19 protein-coding genes and 1 pseudogene are annotated in these 20,511 nt (G+C 74.4%); 12 read left to right on the top strand and 8 right to left on the bottom strand.

The genetic code is table 11. The features are described 5' to 3' along the window. The first annotated feature begins 20 nt into the window (after positions 1-20). From ABIH81_RS07275 to ABIH81_RS07295, 5 genes are read left to right on the top strand one after another with little or no spacing between them, the layout of a single operon-like run. Positions 21-779 carry an NUDIX domain-containing protein gene (locus ABIH81_RS07275; RefSeq protein WP_205775951.1) on the top strand — a complete coding sequence of 253 codons (759 nt, stop codon included), beginning with the start codon at positions 21-23 and terminating at the stop codon, positions 777-779. Continuing rightward, positions 776-1,759 carry a serine/threonine protein kinase gene (locus ABIH81_RS07280; RefSeq protein ID WP_349879598.1) on the top strand — a complete coding sequence of 328 codons (984 nt, stop codon included), beginning with the start codon at positions 776-778 and terminating at the stop codon, positions 1,757-1,759. Before ABIH81_RS07275 ends, ABIH81_RS07280 begins: the two co-directional genes overlap by 4 nt. Before the next feature lie 9 nt (positions 1,760-1,768). Continuing rightward, positions 1,769-2,728: a hypothetical protein gene (locus ABIH81_RS07285; protein ID WP_349879599.1), complete on the top strand. Its 960-nt coding sequence runs from the start codon at positions 1,769-1,771 to the stop codon at positions 2,726-2,728. Next, complete coding sequence (locus ABIH81_RS07290; RefSeq protein ID WP_349879600.1) at positions 2,725-3,984, top strand: adenylosuccinate synthetase; 1,260 nt, start codon at positions 2,725-2,727, stop codon at positions 3,982-3,984. Before ABIH81_RS07285 ends, ABIH81_RS07290 begins: the two co-directional genes overlap by 4 nt. 24 nt (positions 3,985-4,008) lie before the next feature. Further along, positions 4,009-4,626: a DedA family protein gene (locus ABIH81_RS07295; RefSeq protein ID WP_349879601.1), complete on the top strand. Its 618-nt coding sequence runs from the start codon at positions 4,009-4,011 to the stop codon at positions 4,624-4,626. Between the two features lie 304 nt (positions 4,627-4,930). Here the strand turns inward: ABIH81_RS07295 and ABIH81_RS07300 are convergent. Both ABIH81_RS07300 and ABIH81_RS07305 read right to left on the bottom strand, forming a co-directional pair. Then, positions 4,931-5,571: pseudogene (locus tag ABIH81_RS07300) on the bottom strand (response regulator transcription factor). Then, positions 5,517-6,713, bottom strand: a complete 1,197-nt coding sequence (locus ABIH81_RS07305) for a histidine kinase (RefSeq protein WP_349879602.1) — start codon at positions 6,711-6,713, stop codon at positions 5,517-5,519. The pseudogene ABIH81_RS07300 and the gene ABIH81_RS07305 overlap by 55 nt, the downstream one beginning before the upstream one ends. A 160-nt stretch (positions 6,714-6,873) precedes the next feature. Here ABIH81_RS07305 and ABIH81_RS07310 point away from each other — a divergent pair, with 160 nt between their 5' ends. Beyond that, positions 6,874-7,536, top strand: coding sequence for a VTT domain-containing protein (locus tag ABIH81_RS07310; RefSeq protein WP_349879603.1), 663 nt, complete (start codon positions 6,874-6,876; stop codon positions 7,534-7,536). On the opposite strand, the gene ABIH81_RS07315 is transcribed toward ABIH81_RS07310, so the two are convergent. Further along, a complete protein-coding gene (locus ABIH81_RS07315) occupies positions 7,526-8,164 on the bottom strand; it encodes a TetR/AcrR family transcriptional regulator (protein WP_349879604.1) in 639 nt (212 codons plus the stop codon). The genes ABIH81_RS07310 and ABIH81_RS07315 overlap by 11 nt on opposite strands. 78 nt (positions 8,165-8,242) lie before the next feature. On the opposite strand from ABIH81_RS07315, the gene ABIH81_RS07320 reads away from it, so the two are divergent. From ABIH81_RS07320 to ABIH81_RS07335, 4 genes are all read left to right on the top strand, one after another. Next, positions 8,243-8,695: an SCP2 sterol-binding domain-containing protein gene (locus ABIH81_RS07320; protein WP_349879605.1), complete on the top strand. Its 453-nt coding sequence runs from the start codon at positions 8,243-8,245 to the stop codon at positions 8,693-8,695. 1 nt (position 8,696) lies between these two features. After that, complete coding sequence (locus ABIH81_RS07325) at positions 8,697-9,911, top strand: acyl-CoA dehydrogenase family protein (protein ID WP_349879606.1); 1,215 nt, start codon at positions 8,697-8,699, stop codon at positions 9,909-9,911. Between the two features lie 140 nt (positions 9,912-10,051). Then, positions 10,052-11,617, top strand: coding sequence for an AMP-binding protein (locus tag ABIH81_RS07330; protein ID WP_349879607.1), 1,566 nt, complete (start codon positions 10,052-10,054; stop codon positions 11,615-11,617). A gap of 77 nt (positions 11,618-11,694) precedes the next feature. Next, positions 11,695-13,197: a N,N-dimethylformamidase beta subunit family domain-containing protein gene (locus ABIH81_RS07335; protein ID WP_349879608.1), complete on the top strand. Its 1,503-nt coding sequence runs from the start codon at positions 11,695-11,697 to the stop codon at positions 13,195-13,197. On the opposite strand, the gene purD is transcribed toward ABIH81_RS07335, so the two are convergent. From purD to ABIH81_RS07355, 4 genes are all read right to left on the bottom strand, one after another. Beyond that, positions 13,181-14,428 (bottom strand): phosphoribosylamine--glycine ligase, encoded by a 1,248-nt coding sequence (purD, locus tag ABIH81_RS07340; protein ID WP_349879609.1) that lies wholly within the window; start codon positions 14,426-14,428, stop codon positions 13,181-13,183. The two genes, ABIH81_RS07335 and purD, sit on opposite strands and share 17 nt — an antisense overlap. 84 nt (positions 14,429-14,512) lie before the next feature. After that, positions 14,513-14,707, bottom strand: a complete 195-nt coding sequence (locus ABIH81_RS07345; protein WP_349879610.1) for a hypothetical protein — start codon at positions 14,705-14,707, stop codon at positions 14,513-14,515. After that, on the bottom strand, positions 14,704-15,432 hold the full coding sequence (locus ABIH81_RS07350; protein WP_349879611.1) for a type IV toxin-antitoxin system AbiEi family antitoxin domain-containing protein: 729 nt from the start codon (positions 15,430-15,432) through the stop codon (positions 14,704-14,706). The genes ABIH81_RS07345 and ABIH81_RS07350 overlap by 4 nt, the downstream gene beginning before the upstream one ends. 219 nt (positions 15,433-15,651) lie before the next feature. Beyond that, entirely contained in the window at positions 15,652-16,941 is a 1,290-nt protein-coding gene (locus tag ABIH81_RS07355; protein ID WP_349879612.1) for an adenylosuccinate synthase, read from the bottom strand. Between the two features lie 121 nt (positions 16,942-17,062). Between ABIH81_RS07355 and ABIH81_RS07360 the strand changes: the two genes are divergently transcribed. Beyond that, entirely contained in the window at positions 17,063-18,061 is a 999-nt protein-coding gene (locus ABIH81_RS07360) for a diacylglycerol kinase family protein (RefSeq protein WP_349879613.1), read from the top strand. Positions 18,062-18,135: 74 nt separating this feature from the next. Next, positions 18,136-19,926, top strand: a complete 1,791-nt coding sequence (locus ABIH81_RS07365; protein ID WP_349879614.1) for a chromosome partitioning protein — start codon at positions 18,136-18,138, stop codon at positions 19,924-19,926. 48 nt (positions 19,927-19,974) lie between these two features. Here ABIH81_RS07365 and ABIH81_RS07370 read toward each other — a convergent pair whose 3' ends face one another. Then, positions 19,975-20,403, bottom strand: a complete 429-nt coding sequence (locus ABIH81_RS07370; protein WP_349879615.1) for a DUF3151 domain-containing protein — start codon at positions 20,401-20,403, stop codon at positions 19,975-19,977. Between the last annotated feature and the right edge of the window lie 108 nt (positions 20,404-20,511).

A 20,511-nucleotide genomic window follows, 5' to 3' on the forward strand; every position in this document is an offset into this window, starting at 1 on the left:
TTCTCAACTTGAGAGAGTGAGTGACCGTGAACGAGCAGGACTTCCTCGCCGGGTACGACCCCCGGGACTACCCGGCGGTCGCGGTCACCGTCGACGTGGTCGCGCTGACCATCCGCGAGGGTGCGCTGCACCTGCTGCTGATCCGCCGCGGCGCGCCGCCCTACGCGGGCCACTGGGCGCTGCCCGGCGGCTTCGTCCAGCCGGACGAGGACCTGGCCGCGGGCGCCCGGCGCGAGCTGGCCGAGGAGACCGGCCTCGGCGGCGAACGGCTGCGCCGGGTGCACCTGGAACAGCTCGGCAGCTACGGCGCCCCCGACCGCGACCCACGCATGCGGGTGGTCTCGGTCGCGCACCTGGCGTTCGCCCCCGACCTGCCCGACCCGGTCGCCGACACCGACGCCGACGAGGCGATCTGGCTGCCGGTCACCGCGCTGACCAGCCGGCAGCTCGCCTTCGACCACGGCCGGATCATCGACGACGGCCTGGAGCGCGCCCGCTCCAAGCTGGAGTACACGCCGCTCGCCACCCGGTTCCTCGCCCCCGAGTTCACGATCACCGAACTGCGGGAGGTCTACGAGACGGTCTGGGGCCACCCGCTGCACGCCGGCAACTTCCACCGCAAGGTGCTCTCGGTGCCCGGCTTCGTGGAGAGCACCGGCGCCAGCACCGAGCGCGGCGGCGCGCGCGGCGGCCCCCGGGCCAAGCTCTACCGCGCCGGAGACGCCCGGCTGCTGCACCCGGCGCTCCTGCGCCCCGCCCGGGAGGAGACGGTGCGGTGAGGACCGAGGAGGCGATCCGGCTGGTCACCGCCGCGCGGACCGACGCCGACCTGTTCGGCACCGAGGAGCCGGCCCGCCGCTACCGCGAACTGGTCGGCGCGCTGCACCCCGACCGGCTGGGCGCGGCCGCCCCCGGGGTACGCGCCGCCGCCGCCGACGCGCTCGTCACAGTCACCACCCGCTGGCGCACCCCCGCCCCCGCGTACACCGGCGACGTCGCCACCCTGCACGAGCGTAAGGAAGGGCCCCCTGTTAACGCCTCCGGTAGAGGAGGGGCCCCTTCTTATCACCTGGCCAAGGTGGCCCGGCACCCCGGCGACAACGACCTGATGGCCCGCGAGGCGCGCGCGTTGCGCCGGATCGCCGAGCACGGCGACGCCCGGCACCTCGCGTACGTGCCCCGGCTCGTCGACTCCTACCCGGCGCGTGACCCGTCGACCGGGGTGCAACGGCAGGTCAACGAGCTGGTGACCGTACCCGGGCTGCACAGCCTGGACGACGTGCGCCGCGCGTACCCGGACGGGCTGGACCCGCGCGACGCGGCCTGGATGTGGCGGCGGCTGCTCGTGGCGCTCGGCCTGGCCCACCGGGCCGGCGTGGTGCACGGCGCGGTGCTGCCCCGGCACGTGCTGATCGAGCCGGACGCGCACGGCGTGGTGCTCGTCGGCTGGTGCTTCTCGGCCGAGCCGGGCGGGCTCGTGCCGGCGCTGGTGCCCGGCCACGAGGACTGGTACCCGCCGGAGGTCGCCGCGAAGCGGCAGTGCGGCCCCGGCACCGACATCGCGATGGCCGCCCGCTGCATGACCTGGCTGATGGGCGACCGCGCGCCGCGCGAGCTGCGCGCCTTCGCCGGCGGCTGCCAGGGCACCGCGCTCGCCACCCGGCCGGACGACGCCTGGCGGCTGCTGCGCGAACTGGACGAGGTGCTGCACCGGCTGTACGGGCCGCGCACCTTCCGACCCTTCACCCTCAACCCGTAGGAGGCTGCCATGGGCAGTGGAATCTGGTCCACCGACGTGTACGACGCCGCCGACCGTTACCGGCGCCGCACCGGCAAGAGCGCGTTCTCCTACAGCGACAGCGGCGCGCGGAAGGTGCACCCGTCGCTCGACCCGCGCGACACGGTACGGGAGAGTCGCGACTCCGCCGAGCACCCGCAGTCGACGCCGATCGCCGTGCTGTTCGACGTCACCGGCTCGATGGGGCACGTGCCCCGGGTGTTGCAGAGCAAGCTCCCGCAGCTGCTCGGCCTGCTGCTGCGCCAGGGGTACGCCAAGGATCCGCAGGTCATGTTCGGCGCGATCGGCGACGCCACCTGCGACCGGGTGCCGTTGCAGGTCGGGCAGTTCGAGTCCGACAACCGGATGGACGATGACCTCGGCCGGATCGTGCTGGAGGGCGGCGGTGGCGGCCAGATGATGGAGTCGTACGAGCTGGCGCTGTACTTCATGGCCCGGCACACGGCCACGGACAGCTGGGACAAGCGCGGCCGGCGCGGCTACCTGTTCATCATCGGCGACGAGCTGGGGTACCCGGCGGTGAAGACCGCGGAGGTGGCCCGGCTGATCGGGGACGACCTGCGCGAGGACGTGCCGGTCCGGCAGATCGTGGACGAGGTGACCGCGCGCTGGGACACCTACTACCTGCTGCCCGCCGGCAGCCACTACGCGGGCAACCGCAAGGTGCTGGACTTCTGGCGCGGCCTGCTCGGGCAGAACGCGGTCGAGCTGGACGACCTGGACGCGGTCTGCGAGACCATCGCGCTCACCGTCGGCCTCGGCGAGCAGGCCATCGACCTGGACGCCGGGCTGCGCGACCTGGACCGGGCCGGCTCCACCGCCACCCGGACGGTGTCGAAGGCGCTGGCCCGGCTCGGCTCCGGCCGGCGCACCGTGGCGACGCTGCCGTTCAGCCCGGCCGACGGCGGAAGCGGGGTCACCCGGCTGTGAACCACGTGATGGTGGTCGACCTCGGCTACGGCGACGCCGGCAAGGGCACGGTGGTGGACCTGCTCTGCGCCACCCGGCAGGTCCACACGGTGGTCCGGTTCAACGGGGGCGCGCAGGCGGCGCACAACGTCGTCCTGCGCGACGGGAGGCACCACACGTTCGCGCAGTTCGGGGCCGGGACGTTCCGTCCCGGAGTGCGGACGCACCTGGCGCGGCACGTGGTGGTGGACCCGCTGGCGCTGGCCGCCGAGGCCGACCACCTCGCGTCGGTGGGCGTGCCCGACGCGCTCGACCGTCTGACAGTGGACGGCGAGGCGCTGCTCGCCACCCCGTACCACCGGGCCGCGAACCGGGCCCGGGAGATCGCCCGGGGAGCCGACCGGCACGGCTCCTGCGGGCTCGGGGTGGGCGAGGCGGTCGCGTACGGCCTCGCCCACCCCGACGAGGCGCCCCGGGTGGCGGACTGCCGCCGCCCGGCGGTGCTGCGCCGACGGCTGACCGCGCTGCGCGACCGGCTCACCGCCGAGCTGGGACCGCTCGACGCGCCGCCGGTGGACGACTGCCTGCCCGCGTACGCGGCCTTCGCGCGCCGGGCGGCGATCGTCGACCGGACCTGGCTCGCGGGCGCGCTGCGCGAGGGCACCTGCGTCTTCGAGGGCGCGCAGGGGGTGCTGCTGGACGAGTGGCACGGCTTCCACCCGTACACGACGTGGAGCACCACGACGTTCGCCAACGCCGAGACGCTGCTCGCCGAGGCGGGGATGGCCGGGACCGCGCAACGGCTCGGCGTGCTGCGGACGACCACCACCCGGCACGGTCCCGGGCCGCTGGTCACCGAGGACGCGGCGCTGCCGTTCACCGACCGGCACAACTCGGCGAACCCCTGGCAGGGCCGGTTCCGGTTCGGGCACTTCGACGCGGTCGCCCACCGGTACGCCCTGGAGGTGGCGGGCGGCGTGGACGGACTGGCGTTCACCCACCTCGACCTGGCCGGTCCCGAGCTGCGGATCTGCCACCGGTACGAGGGCCTGGACCGGCTCGTCCCCGGCCCGGCCGGTGACCTGGACCGGCAGGCCGCGCTCACCCAGCGGCTGCTGTGCGCCCGGCCGGTGCTGGGCGAGTCGCCGGACGACTGGCCGGCGGCCGTCTCGGAGGCGCTGGGGGCGCCAGTGGTGCTCACCTCGCACGGCCCCACGGCCGAGGCGAAGGAAGGGCCCCTTGTTAACGCCTTTTGCAGAGGAAGGGCCCCTGCTTAACACCGCACCCCCGAGCATGGGTGCATGGGGGACGTGCTCGACCTGCTGCACCACACGGTGACGTCGCCGTGGGTGTACCTGGTGATCATCGCGGTCACCGCCGTCGACGCGTTCTTCCCGGCCGTCCCCGGCGAGACGGTGGTGATCACCGCCGGGGTCTTCGCGGCCGGCGGCGAGCCGAGCCTGGTGCTGGTGATCGTGACCGCCGCGTTCGGCGCGCTCGTCGGCGACCACGTCTCGTACGCGATCGGGCGCGGCGGCGGCGCGCACCGGCTGGCCCGGTTCCCGGCGGACAGCAGGCGGCGGGCCAGCTCGGAGTGGGCCCGCCGCGCGGTCGACAGGCGCGGCGGCATGATCCTGACCACCGCCCGGTACGTCCCCGGCGGCCGGACCGCCGTCACGCTGACCATGGGCGCGGTCCGCTATCCGGCGCGCACGTTCCTGCTGTACGACGGCCTGGCGTGTGCCACCTGGGGGACCTACTGCGGGCTGCTCGGCTACTTCGGCGGCCTGGCGTTCGAGCACAACCCGCTGTCCGGGCTGCTCGCCGGCGTCGCCATCTCGCTGACCGTGACCGGCCTGTTCGAGGCCGCACGCTGGGGCCGGCGGCGGGCGCACCAGCGGGCCGCCGCCCGCCGCTGACCGGAACCGAGGCCGGGCCGGAACCGAGGCCGGGCCGGAACCGAGGCCGGGCCGGAACCGAGGCCGGGCCGGAACCGAGGCCGGGCCGGAACCGAGGCCGGGCCGGAACCGAGGCCGGGCCGGAACCGAGGCCGGGCCGGAACCGAGGCCGGGCCGGAACCGAGGCCGGGCCGGAACCGAGGCCGGGCCGGAACCGAGGCCGGGCCGGAACCGAGGCCGGGCCGGAACCGAGGCCGGGCCGGAACCGAGGCCGGGCCGGAACCGAGGCCGGGCCGGAACCGAGGCCGGGCCGGGCCCGGGGCCGTCAGTCCAGCAGGTCGGCGTCGTGCACGAGGATGGCGAGCTGCACCCGGTTGGCCACGCCGAGCTTGGCCAGCGCCCGGCTGACGTGCGTCTTCACGGTCGCCTCGCTGGCACCGACCCGGCGGCCCACCTCGGCGTTCCCGTCTCCCCGGGCCACCTCGCGGACGATCGCCGCCTCCCGCTCGGTCAGCCGGGACAGCCGCTGCCGTGCGGCCTCCCGCCGTGCCGGGCCGCGTTCGGCGAAGGAGCTGATCAGCCGCCGGGTCACCGTCGGCGCGAGCATGGCGTTCCCGGCCGCGACGGTCCGTACGGCGGCGGCGAGCTCCCGGGGCGGCGTGTCCTTGAGCAGGAAGCCGACCGCGCCGGCCCGGAGCGCCTCGTGCACGTACTCGTCCAGGTCGAAGGTGGTCAGCATGACCACCTTCGGTCCGGCGGCCACGATCCCGGGGGCAGCGGCCAGCCCGTCGACACCGGGCATGCGAACGTCCAGCAGCACCACGTCGGGGCGCAACCGCACGGTGGCGGCCAGCGCCTCGGTCCGTCGGCGGCCTCGCCGACCACGGCGATGTCCGGCGCGGCCTCCAGGATCAGCCGTAGCCCGGCGCGGATGAGCTGCTCGTCGTCGGCGAGCACGACCCGGATCGCGACGTCTCCCCGGCCGGCACCAGCGCCCGCAGCAGGAATCCCCCGCCCGGGGTCGGCCCGGCCGTCAGCCGCCCACCGGTCAGCTCGACCCGTTCCCGCAGGCCGACCAGGCCGAGCCCGGCACCCGGAAGGACCGGATCGCGACGATCGGACGGCTCGTTGCGGACGGTCACCTCGATCCCGTCGGCCAGGTGCCGCAGGCACACGTCGACCGCCGCGCCCGGGGCGTGCTTCCGCACGTTCGTCAGCCCTTCCTGCACCACGCGGTGCACGGTACGGGCCACCGCCTCCGGCACCGGCCCGGGCGTTCCCTCGTCCGCCCGGCTCACTCGCAGTCCGGCCGCGCGCGACTCCCGTACCAGGTCGTCGACCGTGTCCCAACCCGGCGCCGGGAGCGGCCGTTCCTGACGCAGCACGCCGAGCACCTCCCGCAGGTCGGTCAGGGCGGCCCGGCCCGTGGACCGGATCAAAGCGGCCGTCTCGACCGTGGCGGGATCGGCGGTGGTCACCTCCAGGGCGCCCGCGTGCACCACCATGAGCGAGACCCGGTGCGCCACGACGTCGTGCATCTCCCGCGCGATCCTGGCCCGCTCGTCGGCCCGTACCCGGTCGGCGCGCGCCTCCTGCTCGCGCTCCAACCGCTCGGCCCGGTCCCGCAGGGCGGCGACGGCGTCCCGGCGGGCCCGGCGCCAGAGTCCGGCCATCGCCGGGAAGACCACCAGCCAGGCGTAGAACGCCACCGCGTTGCCCGCCGTGGCGGTGACCAGCCGACGCTCCCCGCCCGCCACGACGCCGACCGCCACGCCCGCGGCCAGGACGGGCAGGGCCCCCATCAGGTACGCCACCAGGCGGCGACCCCGCAGGCCGGAGCCCGCCTGCCAGGAGGCGACGACGACGGCCGGCCAGGCCGCCAGGATCAGCCAGCCCGCCGCGGCCACTGCCGGGCCGACCCAGCGGCGCGGCGTGAGCACGGACGCGCCCACGGCCAAGGCGGCGACCAGGAGCAGCGGCCCGGGCAGCGGCGACCGCACGCCGAGCCCGCCGGTCACCGAGGCCCAGGTGGCGGCGGCCACCGTCACGGCCAGCAGCACCGGCAGGTGCGGTTCGACGCGCCGGACGGCACCCAGCCAGGTGGTCACCTCGCGAGCCTAGGCCGGGCCGGGCCGCGACGGGACCGCCCTCGGGGAGGGTTGGGTGCTGGCCCCGAGGCCGTCTCGGGGTACGGCACGACGAAAGTGGACCCTCCCCGTCGACCGACGACAGATTCCGTCGGCCCCGGGCCGGACCAGCATCGACGCCATGGAAGCCGCTCTCGAACTGCTCCACGACACGATCTCCTCGCCCTGGGTCTATCTGGCGCTGTTCGCCATCGCCGTGGTGGACGGGTTCTTCCCCGTCGTACCGAGCGAGACGGCCGTCATCACCGCGGGCGTCTTCGCCGCCACCGGCCAGCCGGACCTGCCGCTGGTGATCGGCGTGGCCGCGTTCGGCGCGCTGGTCGGCGACCACGTCTCCTACGCGATCGGCCGGCACGGCGGCGCGCGGCTGCTGGACCGGCTGCCTCGGGAGAGCCGTCGGCGGGCCGCGGTGGACCGGGCCCGGCGGGGCATCGCGGTGCGGGGCGGGCTCATCCTCACCGTGGCCCGGTACGTGCCGGGTGGACGGACCGCGGTCACGCTCACCATGGGTGCGACCCGCTTCCCCCGGCGGCGGTTCCTCGCCTTCGATGCGCTGGCCGCGGCCACCTGGGGCACCTACTCGGCGTCGGTCGGCTACCTCGGCGGGCTCGCCTTCGAGCAGGATCCGATCCGGGGGCTGCTGTTCGGCCTGGGGCTGGCCCTCACCGTGACGCTGGTCGTGGAGGTGGTGCGCTGGGCCCGGGGCCGCCGCGCGCCGCAGGTGTTAGGAAGGGGCCCTTCCTCTACCGCAGGCGTTAAGAAGGGGCCCTTCCTTACGCCGTAGGCGGATGCCAGGTGACGCCGCGCAGCAACTGGTCGGCGCCGAGCCACGCCACGTTCATCATCCGGGTCGCGGTCTTCCCGGCGTCGGCCTCGGGGTGGTCGGCCAGCCAGTCGGCGAGCGACTCGCTGGCGCCGACGAGCGCGTACGCGACCACCTCCAGGTCGGTGGCGCCGACCTCGCGGCCGGAGGCGCGCAGCGCGTGGTCGAGCATCCCGGCGACCACCTCGACCAGCCGGCCACGCATGGCCGCCAGCTCGGCGGCGAACGGCTGGGAGCCGCGGGCCTGCCGGTAGAGCACCGCCCAGCCGTCCCGGTGCGCGCCGACGAAGCCGAAGAACGCGCGCAGCCCGCGCCAGAGCCGCTCGTCGGCGGGCAGGTCGGGGGCGGCGGCGCCGGCGATCGCCTCCATCATCCGGGTGCTCTCCCGGTGCAGGCAGGCGATGAAGAGTTCCTCCTTGGTGCCGAGATAGGCGTAGACCATCGGCTTGGAGATGCCGGCGTCGTCGGCGATCTCGTCCATGCTGGCGGCGTGGAAGCCCCGGCGGGAGAACACCTTCACCGCCGCGTCGAGCATCTGCTGCTCGCGTACGGCCCGAGGGAGGCGCTTGAAGGTCGGCGTGCTGGACACCCTTGCGAGCATACCTACCCGTGCGTAAGGTTACGCCAGAGTAACCAAAGTCGGCCCGCCCGAGAGGTGCAATCCCCCATGACTGACTTCGACCCGGCCAACTTCGCGAACGTCGGCCCGAAGGAGTTCGCGCAGCTGGTCAAGTCCACGCCGGACGCCAAGATCGCCGAGATCATGTCCGGCGAGGCGCGTGGCAAGATCCTCAGCGAGGTCTTCAACCGGATGCCCACGCTGTTCCGCGCCGACCGCGCCGGCTCGACCAACGCGGTCATCCACTGGAACATCACCGGCCGCCCGGACGGTGGCACCGACACGTACGAGATCGTCATCGAGAACGGCACCTGCACCGTCTCGGAGACCGCGACCCGCGACCCGAAGCTGAGCCTCACCATGGGCCCGGTCGAGTTCCTGAAGATCGTCTCTGGTGGCGCCAACCCGGTGATGATGTTCATGACCGGCAAGCTGAAGGCCAAGGGCGACCTGGGCCTGGCCGCCAACATCGCCAACCTGTTCGACATCCCCAAGGCCTGACATGGCCGAGTTCTCGCTAGACCTGAACGAGGAACAGCGGGACCTTCGCGACTGGGTGCACGGCTTCGCCGCCGAGGTCGTGCGCCCGGCCGCGGCCGAGTGGGACGCCCGGGAGGAGACCCCCTGGCCGATCATCCAGGAGGCCGCGAAGGTCGGCCTGTACGGGTTCGAGTTCCTCGCCACCTGCTGGGCCGACCCCACCGGCCTCTCCCTGCCGATCGCCAGCGAGGAACTCTTCTGGGGTGACGCCGGCATCGGCCTGAGCATCTTCGGCACCTCCCTCGCGGTCGCCGCGATCTACGGCGCCGGCACCCCCGACCAGCTCGTCGAGTGGGTGCCGCAGTGCTTCGGCGACGTCGACTCCCCGGCCGTCGCCGCGTTCTGCACGAGCGAGCCGGAGGCCGGCTCCGACGTCGGCTCGATGCGTACCCGCGCCGTCTACGACGAGGCCACCGACGAGTGGGTGCTCAACGGGCAGAAGGCGTACGCCACCAACGGCGGTATCGCCGGGGTGCACGTGGTCACCGCCTCGATCGAGCCCGAGCTGGGCTCGCGCGGGCAGGCCGCGTTCGTCGTACCCCCGGGCACTCCCGGTCTGACCGCCACCCGCAAGCTGCGCAAGCTCGGGCTGCGGGCCTCGCACACCGCCGATGTCTTCCTCGACGACGTCCGGGTGCCGGGCCGCTGCCTGCTCGGCGGCAAGGACGCGCTCGACGAGCGCCTGGCCCGCGCCCGGTCCGGCCAGCGCGCCTCCAGCCAGGCGGCGATGCGGACGTTCGAGCTGTCCCGCCCGACAGTCGGCGCGCAGGCGCTCGGCGTGGCCCGCGCGGCATACGAGTACGCCCTGGACTACGCCAAGGAGCGGGTCCAGTTCGGACGGCCGATCATCTCCAACCAGGCGGTCGCGTTCGCGCTCGCCGACATGAAGATGGAGATCGACGCGGCCCGGCTGCTGGTCTGGCGCGCCTCCTGGATGGGCCGCAACAACCGGCCGTTCACGGCCGGCGAGGGCTCGATGTCCAAGCTCAAGGCCGGCGAGGTGGCCGTCTCGGTGACCGACAAGGCGGTCCAGCTCCTCGGCGGCGCGGGCTTCCTGCGCGACCACCCGGTCGAGCGGTGGTACCGCGATGCCAAGATCTACACCATCTTCGAGGGCACCTCAGAGATCCAGCGGCTGGTCATCTCCCGGGCCATCTCCGGGATGCAGATCCGCTGACCGCCGGTGGGCCGCGGCCCGGCCCGTGACGGCGCCTCGTGCCGTCGCGGGCCGGGCCGCGGCTTCCGGGCCGGCCCGAACCGGACGGCCGGCCCGTCCGGAGCCTGGTGGACGAACCACGAACGCGAAGGAGTTGCGCCTTGGACCTGCCGTTCATCGCCGCCACGCTGACCCGACGTGGACTGCTCACCCCGGGCGGACCGATCCGCGTGGCCTCCCAGCTGAACGCGCTGCGCCGGTGGGGCTGGAGCCTCGCCGGGGAACTGCGCCAGGCCGCCGCCCGCGACCCCGGCCGCGTCGCCGTGGTCGACGAGCGCGGCGCCACCATGACGTACCAGGAACTGCTCGACCGCTCCGAGCGGCTGGCCCGGTCGCTGCGGTCCCACCTCGGCGTCCAGACCGGGGACCGGGTCGGTGTGCTCTGCCGCAACCACCACGGCCTGATCGAGGCGATAGTGGCGGCGATGCTGCTCGGCGCGGACGCCGTCCTGGTCAACACCGGACTGTCCGCCGCGCAACTGGTGACGGTGACCGAGGAACAGGGCCTGCGCGTCCTCGTGCACGACGGCGAGTTCACCGAGCGCGTCCTCGGCCTCCCGGCCGAGCTGCACCGGGTCGACGAGCGGGGGCAGGAGGAGCTGATCGCCGCCGCGGTCCCCGGCGAGAAGCTCCAGCCGCCGGAGCGCGACGGGCGCACCATTGTGCTCACCTCCGGCACCACCGGCGCGCCCAAGGGCGCCCGCCGGCCCACCCCGGACGGCTTCGGCCCGCTGGTGTCCATCATCGACCGCATCCCGCTGCACGCGAAGAACACCGTGATGATCGCCGCGCCGATCTTCCACACCTGGGGGTACGCCGCACTCCAGGTCTCGTTCGCGCTGCGCGCCACAGTCGTGCTGCACCGGCGCTTCGACCCGGCCGCCACGCTCGCCGCGCTCGTCGACCAGCGGTGCGACGCGATGTTCGCCGTACCGGTGATGCTGCAACGACTGATGGAGGTGGCGCCGCCGCAGCCCCGGCCGCCGCTCAAGGTGGTAGCGGTCAGCGGATCCGCGCTGCCCGGCAACCTGGCCACCGCGTTCATGGACCGGTACGGCGACGTGCTCTACAACCTTTACGGCTCGACCGAGGTCTCCTGGGCCTCCATCGCCGGCCCGGCCGAGCTGCGCGCCGCGCCCACCACGGCGGGCCGGCCGCCGCACGGCACCCGGCTGGCCATCCTGGACGACACCGGGCGGCCGGTCCGCGACGGTGAGGTCGGGCGCATCTTCGTGGGCAACGAGATGCTGTTCGAGGGCTACACCTCGGGCGCCGGCCGGGAGAGCCACGACGGCCTGCTGGACACCGGCGACCTGGGCCGGTTGAACGCCGACGGGCTGCTCTTCGTCGACGGCCGGGCCGACGACATGATCGTCTCGGGTGGCGAGAACGTCTTCCCGTCCGAGGTCGAGGATCTGATCGCCCGGTTGCCGCAGGTCCGCGAGGTCGCCGTGATCGGCGTGCCGGACCCGGACTACGGCCAGCGGCTGGCGGCGTTCCTGGCGTTGCGCGCCGGCGAGACGCTCGACCCGGAGGCGGTCCGCGAGTACGTCCGGCGCTACCTGGCCCGCTTCTCCGTGCCCCGCGACGTGGTGTTCGTCAAGTACCTGCCGCGCAACGCCACCGGCAAGGTGCTCACCCGCGAGCTGCGCCGCTACTTCGATTGATCAACATCGGTCAGACAGCCCTGGCCGCCCGGTGCTACCGTCTCCCCCGATCGAACGGGGAGACGGGGAGCACCACAATGGACCGACTTCGGCGGCGTACCGCGCTCGGCCTCCTCGCCGGCGGCGTGTCCGCCGCCGCGCTCGGCCCGTTCGACCCCGTCCTCGGCGGCCGGCCCGACGACTCACCCACGCGCTGGCCGGTCCCGCCGATCGAGCGGGAGAACCGCGCCGCCGGTGAGCCGTGGTGGCCCGAGCACGGCGGCCGGGCCGCCGACGACCGGCGGCGCCAGATCCAGGGGTACGCCTCGACGACGAGCGTCGCCCCCGGCGAGGTGATCGACTTCCACGTCGCGGTCAACCCGGCCGGCCGGTTCCGGGTCAGCGTGCACCGCCTCGGCTGGTACGACGGCGCGGGCGCCCGCACGATGCTGACCAGCCCCGAACTGCGCGGCGTGCCGCAACCCGTGCCGGTCGCCGACCCGGACACCGGCGTGCTCGACTGCCGGTGGCCGGTGTCCTGGCGCCTGCCCGTCCCGCACGGCTGGACCTCCGGCATCTACCAGGCGGTCTTCACCTCGGCCGGCGGCTGGCGCGCGTGCACGCCGTTCGTGGTGCGCGACGACAGGCGCCCGGCCGCGCTCTGCGTGGTGCTGCCGGTGACCACCTGGCAGGCGTACAACCAGTGGCCGCGTGACCGGCGCGTCGGCAAGAGCCTCTACAACGGCTACCGGCCCGACGGGCGGCGCGACCCGGCGCTGCGGGCACGCGCTGTCTCGTTCGACCGCCCGTACTCCGGCGCGGGCACGCCCACCCACTTGGACCGCGACGAGGCCGCGATCCGGTGGCTGGAACGCAACCTCTACGACGTCAGCTACGCCACCAGCTTCGACCTGCACTCCGGGCGACTCGACCCGGCCCGGTACCGGGGCCTGGTGTTCTGCGGGCACGACGAGTACTGGTCGGCCGAGATGCGCCGGGCCACCGAGGTCGGCCTGGCCGGGGGCACCAGCCTCGCGTTCCTCGGCGCGAACAGCGTCTACTGGCACGCCCGGGTACGCGCCGCCGCCGACGGCCGCCCCGAACGGCTCGTCGAGTGCGCCAAGACGCTCCCCGACCCGGGCGCCGGCACCGGCGACCCGACCGTGACCTGGCGTGCCCTCGACCGGCCCGAACAGGCCCTGCTCGGCGTCCAGTACAACGGCATCGTGCTGACCCCGCAGCCGCTCGTGGTGCGCGCCGCCGACCACTGGGTGTGGGCCGGCACCGGCGTCGCCGACGGCGACCGCATCCCGGGCGTGGTCGCGGGCGAGGCGGACGGGCTGCACGCGGCGCTCCCCCGGCCCGCCGGGACGACGCTCAGCTCCTCGCCGTACCCGGCCCAGCAGGGCGGCCGGCGGCTCCAGAGCAGCCACGTCCACGAGACTCCACGCGGGGCTGTCGTCTTCGCCAGCGGCACGCTCGGCTGGACCCTGGCACTGGACCGGCAGGGACACCGTGACCCGCGCATCGAGCGGGCCACGGCGAACGTGCTCAACCGGATGGCCGACCGGCGCCCCGGCCCGGTCAGCCCGGAATCGTGATCCGGCCGTCCACCGCCGCCGCCGCGATGTCGGTGCGGTGGTGGGCACCGGCCAGCTCGACGTCGCGTACCAACTCGTAGGCGGCGTCGCGCGCGGCCGCCAGGTCCGGGCCGGTGGCCGTACCGCAGAGGACCCGGCCGCCCGCGGACCGCAACGTGCCGTCGGCGTCCCGGCGGGTGCCGGCGTGGATGATCCCGGCGCGGTCCGCGCCGGTGATCACATCACCGGTACGCGGGCCCGCCGGATAGCCCTCGGCCGCCACCACGACGGTGACCGCCGCGCCGTCGCGCCAGCGCAGCGGCGGGTGCGCGCCCAGCGTGCCGGTTGCGGCGGCGTGCAGCAGCCCGCCCAGCGGCGTCTCCAGCAGGGCGAGCACGACCTGCGTCTCCGGGTCGCCGAAGCGCGCGTTGAACTCGATCACCCGCGGGCCGGACGGGGTGATCGCCAGGCCCACGTAGAGCAGGCCGGCGAACGGGGTGCCCCGGCGGCGCAACTCCGCCAGCGTCGGGTGCACCACGTCGCGCATCACGTCGTCGACCAGGTTCGGCGGGGCCCACGGCAGCGGCGCGTACGCGCCCATGCCGCCGGTGTTCGGCCCGGTGTCGCCGTCACCGACCCGCTTGAAGTCCTGCGCCGGCAGCAGCGGCACCGCCGCCTCGCCGTCGGTGACCACGAACAGGGAGACCTCGGGGCCGGACAGGTACTCCTCGATCACCACCCGGCCGCACTCCGCGGCGTGCCGCTCGGCTGTGGCCCGGTCGTCGGTGACCACCACACCCTTGCCGGCCGCGAGCCCGTCGTCCTTCACCACGTACGGCGCGCCGAACTCGTCGAGCGCGCGCGCCACTGCCGCCGCGTCCTCGCAGGTGTACGCGCGAGCGGTCGGCACCGCCGCGGCGGTCATCACGTCCTTGGCGAACGTCTTCGAGCCCTCCAGCCGGGCCGCCTCCGCGCTCGGGCCGAACACCGCGATGCCCTTGGCGCGTACCGCGTCGGCGACGCCCGCCACCAGCGGCGCCTCCGGCCCGATGACCACCAGGTCGGCCGCGACCTCGACGGCGAGGGCCGCCACGGCCGCCGGGTCGGTGGGTGTCACCTCCCGCAGCTGCGCCACGCCCGCGATCCCCGGATTCCCCGGAGCCGCGACGAGCGCCTCGACAGCCGGGTCACCGGCCAGTCCGAGCGCGAGAGCGTGCTCCCGCCCACCACCACCCACAAGAAGTACGCGCACGACCGGCATCCTACTGACCACCCCACCCCACCCCGTCGATCATGAAGTTGACGGCAGGATATGAGATCGACATCGCCGTCAACTTCATGATCGACGCCGGGTCCTGGCGGCCAGCGCCGCGCGGACCACCTGGGGGATGTAGTCGGGGCGGAGGGTGTCGGGCCAGGTGAATCTGAGGACGGTCCAGCCGGCGTTGGTCAGGCGGTTCTGCCGCTGCCGGTCGTCGAAGAGCGCGGCGGGCGTGGAGTGCGGATCCCTGCCGTCCGCCTCGGCGATCACCCGGGCGGCCCGCCAGCCATGTCGCCGATGCCGAGCAGGTAACCGTCGGCGTCGCGCACCTCGACCTGGAGTGCGTCCGGCGGAACGCCGCCGTCGACGCACCGCAGCCGGGTACGCGTCTCCAGCGGCGACTGGGCGGCGCCGTTCGCCTCGGCCAGGTGGCGACGCGCGTTCACCGCGCCCCGCCGGCCCGCTATCAGGGCGGGGATGGCGCCGAACTCCTCCTCGGTGATCCTTCCCTGGTTGAGCGCCGAGTCGAGCAGGGCCACCGCGAAGTAGCGGCGCACCCGGAGGACGAGTTCCGCGAGCGTGTGCATAGGAGCCGTCACCGGGATGCCGTCGACAGTCGTCAGCGCCTGCTCGGGATGCTCGAACTGGTGCAACGTCACGGCGGGATCCTTGGCGCGGGCCGGCCGAGCCGCGCGACCCGGGACCGCGACGTGAATCACGCCCGTTTCCGGCAGGCCCGCTATCCCGTGCAGCTCGGCAGCCGTGCCGAGAACGGCGTGCGCCTGCGGGCCCAGCGACAGGACCGCCGCCCGGATCTGACGACGCCGTTCCGCGCCCTCGGGTCCGGCGCGCTCGACGGCGTAGGTCGCGCGAGCCAGCCGCCGCCACCGACGCGAGGTGAGGAGGTTGTCGATCTCGTGCCGGCTGTAGCCGGCCCGGAGCGCCTGCCCACGGGTGACGACGCCACCCTGGTCACTCGCGATCTGCCGGATCACCCAAGCCCGTTCCACCCACCGAGCGTCCCCGCGCACCCCACCCGCGCGAAGCCCCTGTGGACAACCCACCCCACCCTGTGGACAACCCGCCCGCCTTGCCCACCCCCTCGCCCCGTTGATCATGAAGTTAGCGGCGAAGTCGATCTACAAAACGGCCGCTAACTTCATGATCGACGGGGTGGGGCCGGGGCCCGGGGGGTGGGGTGGGGTGGGGTGGGGTCAGGGGAGCAGGGGGTGGCGGAGGACGTTTTCTTCTCGGCCTGGGCCTACGCCCACCACGCTCACCCGAGCGCCGGTCAGCTCCTCGATGCGGGCGATGTAGCGGCGGGCGTTCTCCGGGAGCTCGTCCTCGGTCCTCGCCTTGGTGATGTCCTCCCACCAGCCGTCGAGCTCTTCGTAGATCGGCGTGGCGTGGTGGAAGTCGGTCTGCGTCATCGGCATGTCGTCGAAGCGCTCACCGTTGATCTCGTACCCGACGCAGATCGGCACCTTGGCCAGGCCGGTCAGCACGTCCAGCTTGGTGACCACCAGGTCGGTTACGCCGTTGAGGCGGCACGCGTACCGCGCCACCACGGCGTCGAACCAGCCGCAGCGGCGCTCCCGGCCGGTGGTGGTGCCGTACTCGTGGCCCACCTTGCGCAGGTGCTGCCCGTTGTCGTCGAACAGCTCGGTCGGGAACGGGCCGGAGCCCACCCGCGTCGTGTACGCCTTGCTCACCGCGATGACCTTGGTGATCGCGGTCGGCGGGATGCCCGCGCCCACGCACGCCCCGCCGGCCGTCGGGTTCGACGAGGTCACGAACGGGTAGGTGCCGTGGTCCATGTCGAGCATGGTGGCCTGGGCGCCCTCCAGCAGCACGGTCTCGCCGCGGTCGAGCGCGTCCCAGAGCATCACCCGGGTCTCGGCGATGTACGGGCGCAGCCGCTCGGCGTACTGGAGGTACTCCTCGACCGTCTCCTCGACGTCGATCGCCTTGCGGTTGTAGATCTTGAACAGCAGCTGGTTCTTCTCGCGGAGCGCCAGCTCCAGCTTCTTGCGCAGGATGCCCGGGTCGAGCAGGTCCTGGAGCCGGATGCCCATCCGGGCGACCTTGTCGCCGTACGCGGGCCCGATGCCCCGGCCGGTGGTGCCGATGCGAGAGCTGCCCAGGTAGCGCTCGACCACCCGGTCCAGCGCCCGGTGGTGCGGCATGATCAGGTGCGCGTCGCCGGAGATGCGCAGGCGGGACACGTCCACACCTCGCTCGGCGAGCCCGTCGATCTCCTGGAGCAGCACCTTCGGGTCGACCACCACGCCGTTGCCGATCACGATCATCGCGCTCGGTGACAGCGCCCCGGACGGCATGAGGTGCAGCGCGTACTTCTGGCCGTCCGGCGTGATCACCGTGTGGCCTGCGTTGTTGCCGCCGGAGTAGCGCACGACGTAGTCGACCCGCTCACCCAGCAGGTCGGTAACCTTGCCCTTGCCCTCGTCGCCCCACTGGGCGCCGAGCAGCACGATCGCTGGCATCTTCTCGCCTCCAGAAGGCTCGGGTGCCAGGTGGCGACCGGTCAGCGAGCCCGGGGTGTCAGGCTAACAAGTAGTGACGGCGGGACCAGCAGGGGTTGGTCGGAAAGCGGGAGGCTCCTTCGTGTACGACGTGGTGCTGCTCACCCTCGGCTCGGAGCGGGACGCTCCCGGTGGTGGCTGCGGCAGCGGCGGCGCCTGCTGCGGCGGCGCGGACGACACCGCCGCCCAGACCGGCGAGGAGCGCTGCGAGACGCCGCGCGTACCGGTGCTGGCCTGCGCGGACGAGCTGACCGCCCGGGGCGCCCGGGTGACCACCGTGACCGCCCGGTCGGACTCCGAGATCGACGAGGTGCTGGCCCGCCTCGACGGCCCGCCGCGCGCCGATGGCCTCACCTGGCCGGATTCCGACGGCAAGACCCGGCTGATCGTCGCCACGGCCAGTGACGGTCAGTTGCGCGCCGTCCTGCGCCGGCTGGTCCGCCGGTACGCTCCGCCGCCGAGTCGCCGCCCCGCGGACCTGGCCGACAACCGTACGGTGCCCGACCTGCCCCCGGTCGGCGTACTCCCGCTCGATCCGGCCCGGTCCGGGACGGCGCGGGATCTGGCCGCGCAGCTCGGGCTGCCCCGGGATCCGGCGGGCGTGGCCGCTGCGGTGCTGGACGGCACCGCCCGGCGCCTGGATCTGCTGCGCAACGACGGCGGCTCGGTGACGCTCGACGGGGCGCTGCTCGGCGCCGCCGACGACGCCAGCCGGCCGCTGCACTGGCGGGCCCGGGTCGAGGTCGACGGCACGGTGCTCAGCGACGGTTCCGAGCCGATCACCGCGTGCGCGATCGGCAACGCGGGCGGGTACGCGCGCCTGGGCGAGGTGGACCTGCTGGGCGGCCCGGATCCGGCCGACGGCCGGGTGACGGTGGGTGTCGCCGTACCAGTGGTGACCCGGTCGGCGTTGGGCCGGAAGAAGGTCCGGCTGGAGGTACGCCGGGCGCGGGGCCGCGCGGTGGCGGTGGTGCCCCGCGACGAGAAGGTGCCCTTCCTCGACGACGGCGTCGAGGGCGAGCTGAGCCGCAAGCGCTCCTGGTGGACCGAGCCGGGCGCCTGGGCGGTCTGGACGGGCTGACCTCGGTCGATCCTCGCCCGGCTCGCGGCGCTGGCCGGACCGCCTATCCTCGGCGGTAGGAATGGGGAGGAACCGTGGTGCACGAGAACGACGACCGGGCCCACGTACCGGGCCGACCGCAGGTGCCGGAGCGGGACGTCGAGCCGCTCTGGCCGCCGGAGGAGACCGACGCGGCGGCGGCCACGATCCCGCCGTGGGCGTCGGCACCCTGGCCGCTTCCGCCGGCCGACGCTCCCACACCGGCGGCGGACGGTCCGGCGATCCAGGCGCCGGTGAGCGCGCCCTCGTCCGCGTCGCCGGCGGCACCCGCCCCGGCCACCACGCCCGCCCCCGGCACGCCCGCCCCGGGTACGACCGGCTCGGGTACCCCCGGCGAGGGCGCCGGGAACGGACGGGCCACCTCGCCGTGGGCACAGCCGCCGCAGCGGGCCGGGTCGGACCTCACCACCACGCCGGACCCCGCCGGCGCCACGGCTCCACCGTCCGAGGCAGCGGACGCCGACGGCACGGTTTCCGGCCGCGCCACGGTCACCGCGGTGCCACCCCCACCGTCCGACGCCCTCCCCACCGACGGCACCGCCGCAGGCCGGGCCACTGTCGCCGGGACGCCGGCCCAGCCGTCGCCGGAACCCGGCACGGGACCGGCAGGGCCGGGCGAGCCCGCGCCGGAGCCGCCGCCCCGCCTCGGGCCGTTCCCGCCGTCGCCCGGTGTGCCGGTGCAGCCGTCCCCGTACGGCAACGGCTACCCGTCGCCCGGCTACCAGCCGCAACCCGGTCAGCCCGGCTGGTACCCGCCACCCGGCTGGACGCCGCAGACCGGCGTGCCACAGCCGGGCGGCCCGATGCCCCCGCAGGCGCCGGTGTCCGGCCCGGTGGCACCCCCACCAGCGCATCAGCCCCCGGCCCACCCGGAGCAGGGCTGGACGCCGCAGCAGGCGGTGCCCCCGACCGCCGAGGACTTCGCCCGCCGCCGCCAGGCCCGGCCCGTCGACCCGGTGGCGACCATGGGCGTACGCGCGGTGGTCAACAAGATCGGGCTGGTCCGGCTCGCGCCCGGGCGGCACGAGCAGGAGATGAAGCGCGACATCGAGATGGTCCGCCGCAACTTCGGCGGCCTGCGTCAGGTGACCGTGGTCAACCCGAAGGGCGGCGCCGGCAAGACGGTGGCGATCCTGCTGCTCGCCATGACGTTCGGCCAGAAGCGCGGCGGATACGTGCTGGCCTGGGACAACAACGAGACCCAGGGCACCCTCGGCATGCGGGCGCAGCAGGACTTCCACGCCCGTACCGTGCGGGACATGCTGCGCGACCTGGCCCAGTTCCAGGGGCCGCACGGCCGGGTGGGTGACCTGTCGCAGTACGTCCGCTCACAGGGCGAGGGCATGTTCGACGTGCTCGCCTCGGACGAGTCCGCGACCGGCGGCGAGATGCTCACCGCCGCCGCGTTCGCGGAGATCCGCGAGGTGGTCAGCCGGTTCTACAAGCTGATCTTCGTGGACACCGGGAACAACGTCCGGGCGCAGAACTGGCAGGCCGCGATGGACGCCACCGACCAGCTCGTGGTCACCATGTCGGCCCGTAACGACTCGGCCGAGACCGCCGCCCGGATGCTCGACCACCTGGAGCAGAGCGGCCGGCAGCGGCTGGTCCGGCAGGCGGTCACAGTGGTCTCGATGCCGCCGTCGCGCAAGGAGATCGACCTGCCCGCGATCCAGGCCCACTTCGCGGCGCGGACCCGGGCGGTGCTGCTGGCGCCGTACGAACGGCTCATCGACACCGGCGAGCCGCTGCGGTACGGGCAGCTCTCCTCCGCCACCCGGGACGCCTGGCTGAAGATCGCCGCGTCGGTGGCGGAGGGGCTGTAGGACGGGCGCGACGGCCGGCCATCGGAAGGCCGGCCGTCGCGGCAGTGGTCAGTCGCCGGACAGCGCGTCCCCGGCGGCCGGGTCGCAGTCGCGGAGGAACTGGGCGCAGCGGGCCGCCTCGTCCGCCTCGCCGATCTCCCCCGCCGCGCGGGACAGCACGTAGAGGCAGCGGAGGAAGCCCCGGTTGGGCTTGTGCGACCAGGGCACCGGGCCGTGGCCCTTCCAGCCGCTGCGGCGCAACTGGTCGAGGCCCCGGTGGTAGCCGGTGCGGGCGTACGCGTACGCCGTGACGACCTGATCCGCGGCGAGCGCGCGGCCGGCCAGCGCGGCCCAGGCCGCGCTGTAGGTCGGGAAACGGGCCGCGACCTCGGCGTACGCCTCGTCGGTGCCCTGCTCGGCCGCCGCCGCCAGCGCGGCGTCGGCCTCCTCGTGGGCCGGGAGCAGGGTGGCCGGTGGCTCAGGCAACAGGTTCTGCATCGCCCCATTCAACCCGCTTCGCCCCCGGGTACGCGAGGGGCCCCGCCCGTAGGGTTGGCTGAACGGCTGAGGGTTTCGTCACGCCTGCGGCGGGAGCGGACGTACCCG

The sequence above is a fragment of the Micromonospora sp. HUAS YX12 genome (assembly GCF_040215685.1).
GTDB classification, from domain to species: domain Bacteria; phylum Actinomycetota; class Actinomycetes; order Mycobacteriales; family Micromonosporaceae; genus Micromonospora; species Micromonospora tulbaghiae.

Coding starts and splice junctions, on each gene's coding strand:
- ABIH81_RS07285 (WP_349879599.1), top strand. CDS start 1,769: ATGGGCAGTGGAATCTGGTCCACCGACGTGTACGACGCCGCCGACCGT.
- ABIH81_RS07295 (WP_349879601.1), top strand. CDS start 4,009: ATGGGGGACGTGCTCGACCTGCTGCACCACACGGTGACGTCGCCGTGG.
- ABIH81_RS07310 (WP_349879603.1), top strand. CDS start 6,874: ATGGAAGCCGCTCTCGAACTGCTCCACGACACGATCTCCTCGCCCTGG.
- ABIH81_RS07320 (WP_349879605.1), top strand. CDS start 8,243: ATGACTGACTTCGACCCGGCCAACTTCGCGAACGTCGGCCCGAAGGAG.
- ABIH81_RS07325 (WP_349879606.1), top strand. CDS start 8,697: ATGGCCGAGTTCTCGCTAGACCTGAACGAGGAACAGCGGGACCTTCGC.
- ABIH81_RS07335 (WP_349879608.1), top strand. CDS start 11,695: ATGGACCGACTTCGGCGGCGTACCGCGCTCGGCCTCCTCGCCGGCGGC.
- ABIH81_RS07355 (WP_349879612.1), bottom strand. CDS start 16,941: ATGCCAGCGATCGTGCTGCTCGGCGCCCAGTGGGGCGACGAGGGCAAG.
- ABIH81_RS07370 (WP_349879615.1), bottom strand. CDS start 20,403: ATGCAGAACCTGTTGCCTGAGCCACCGGCCACCCTGCTCCCGGCCCAC.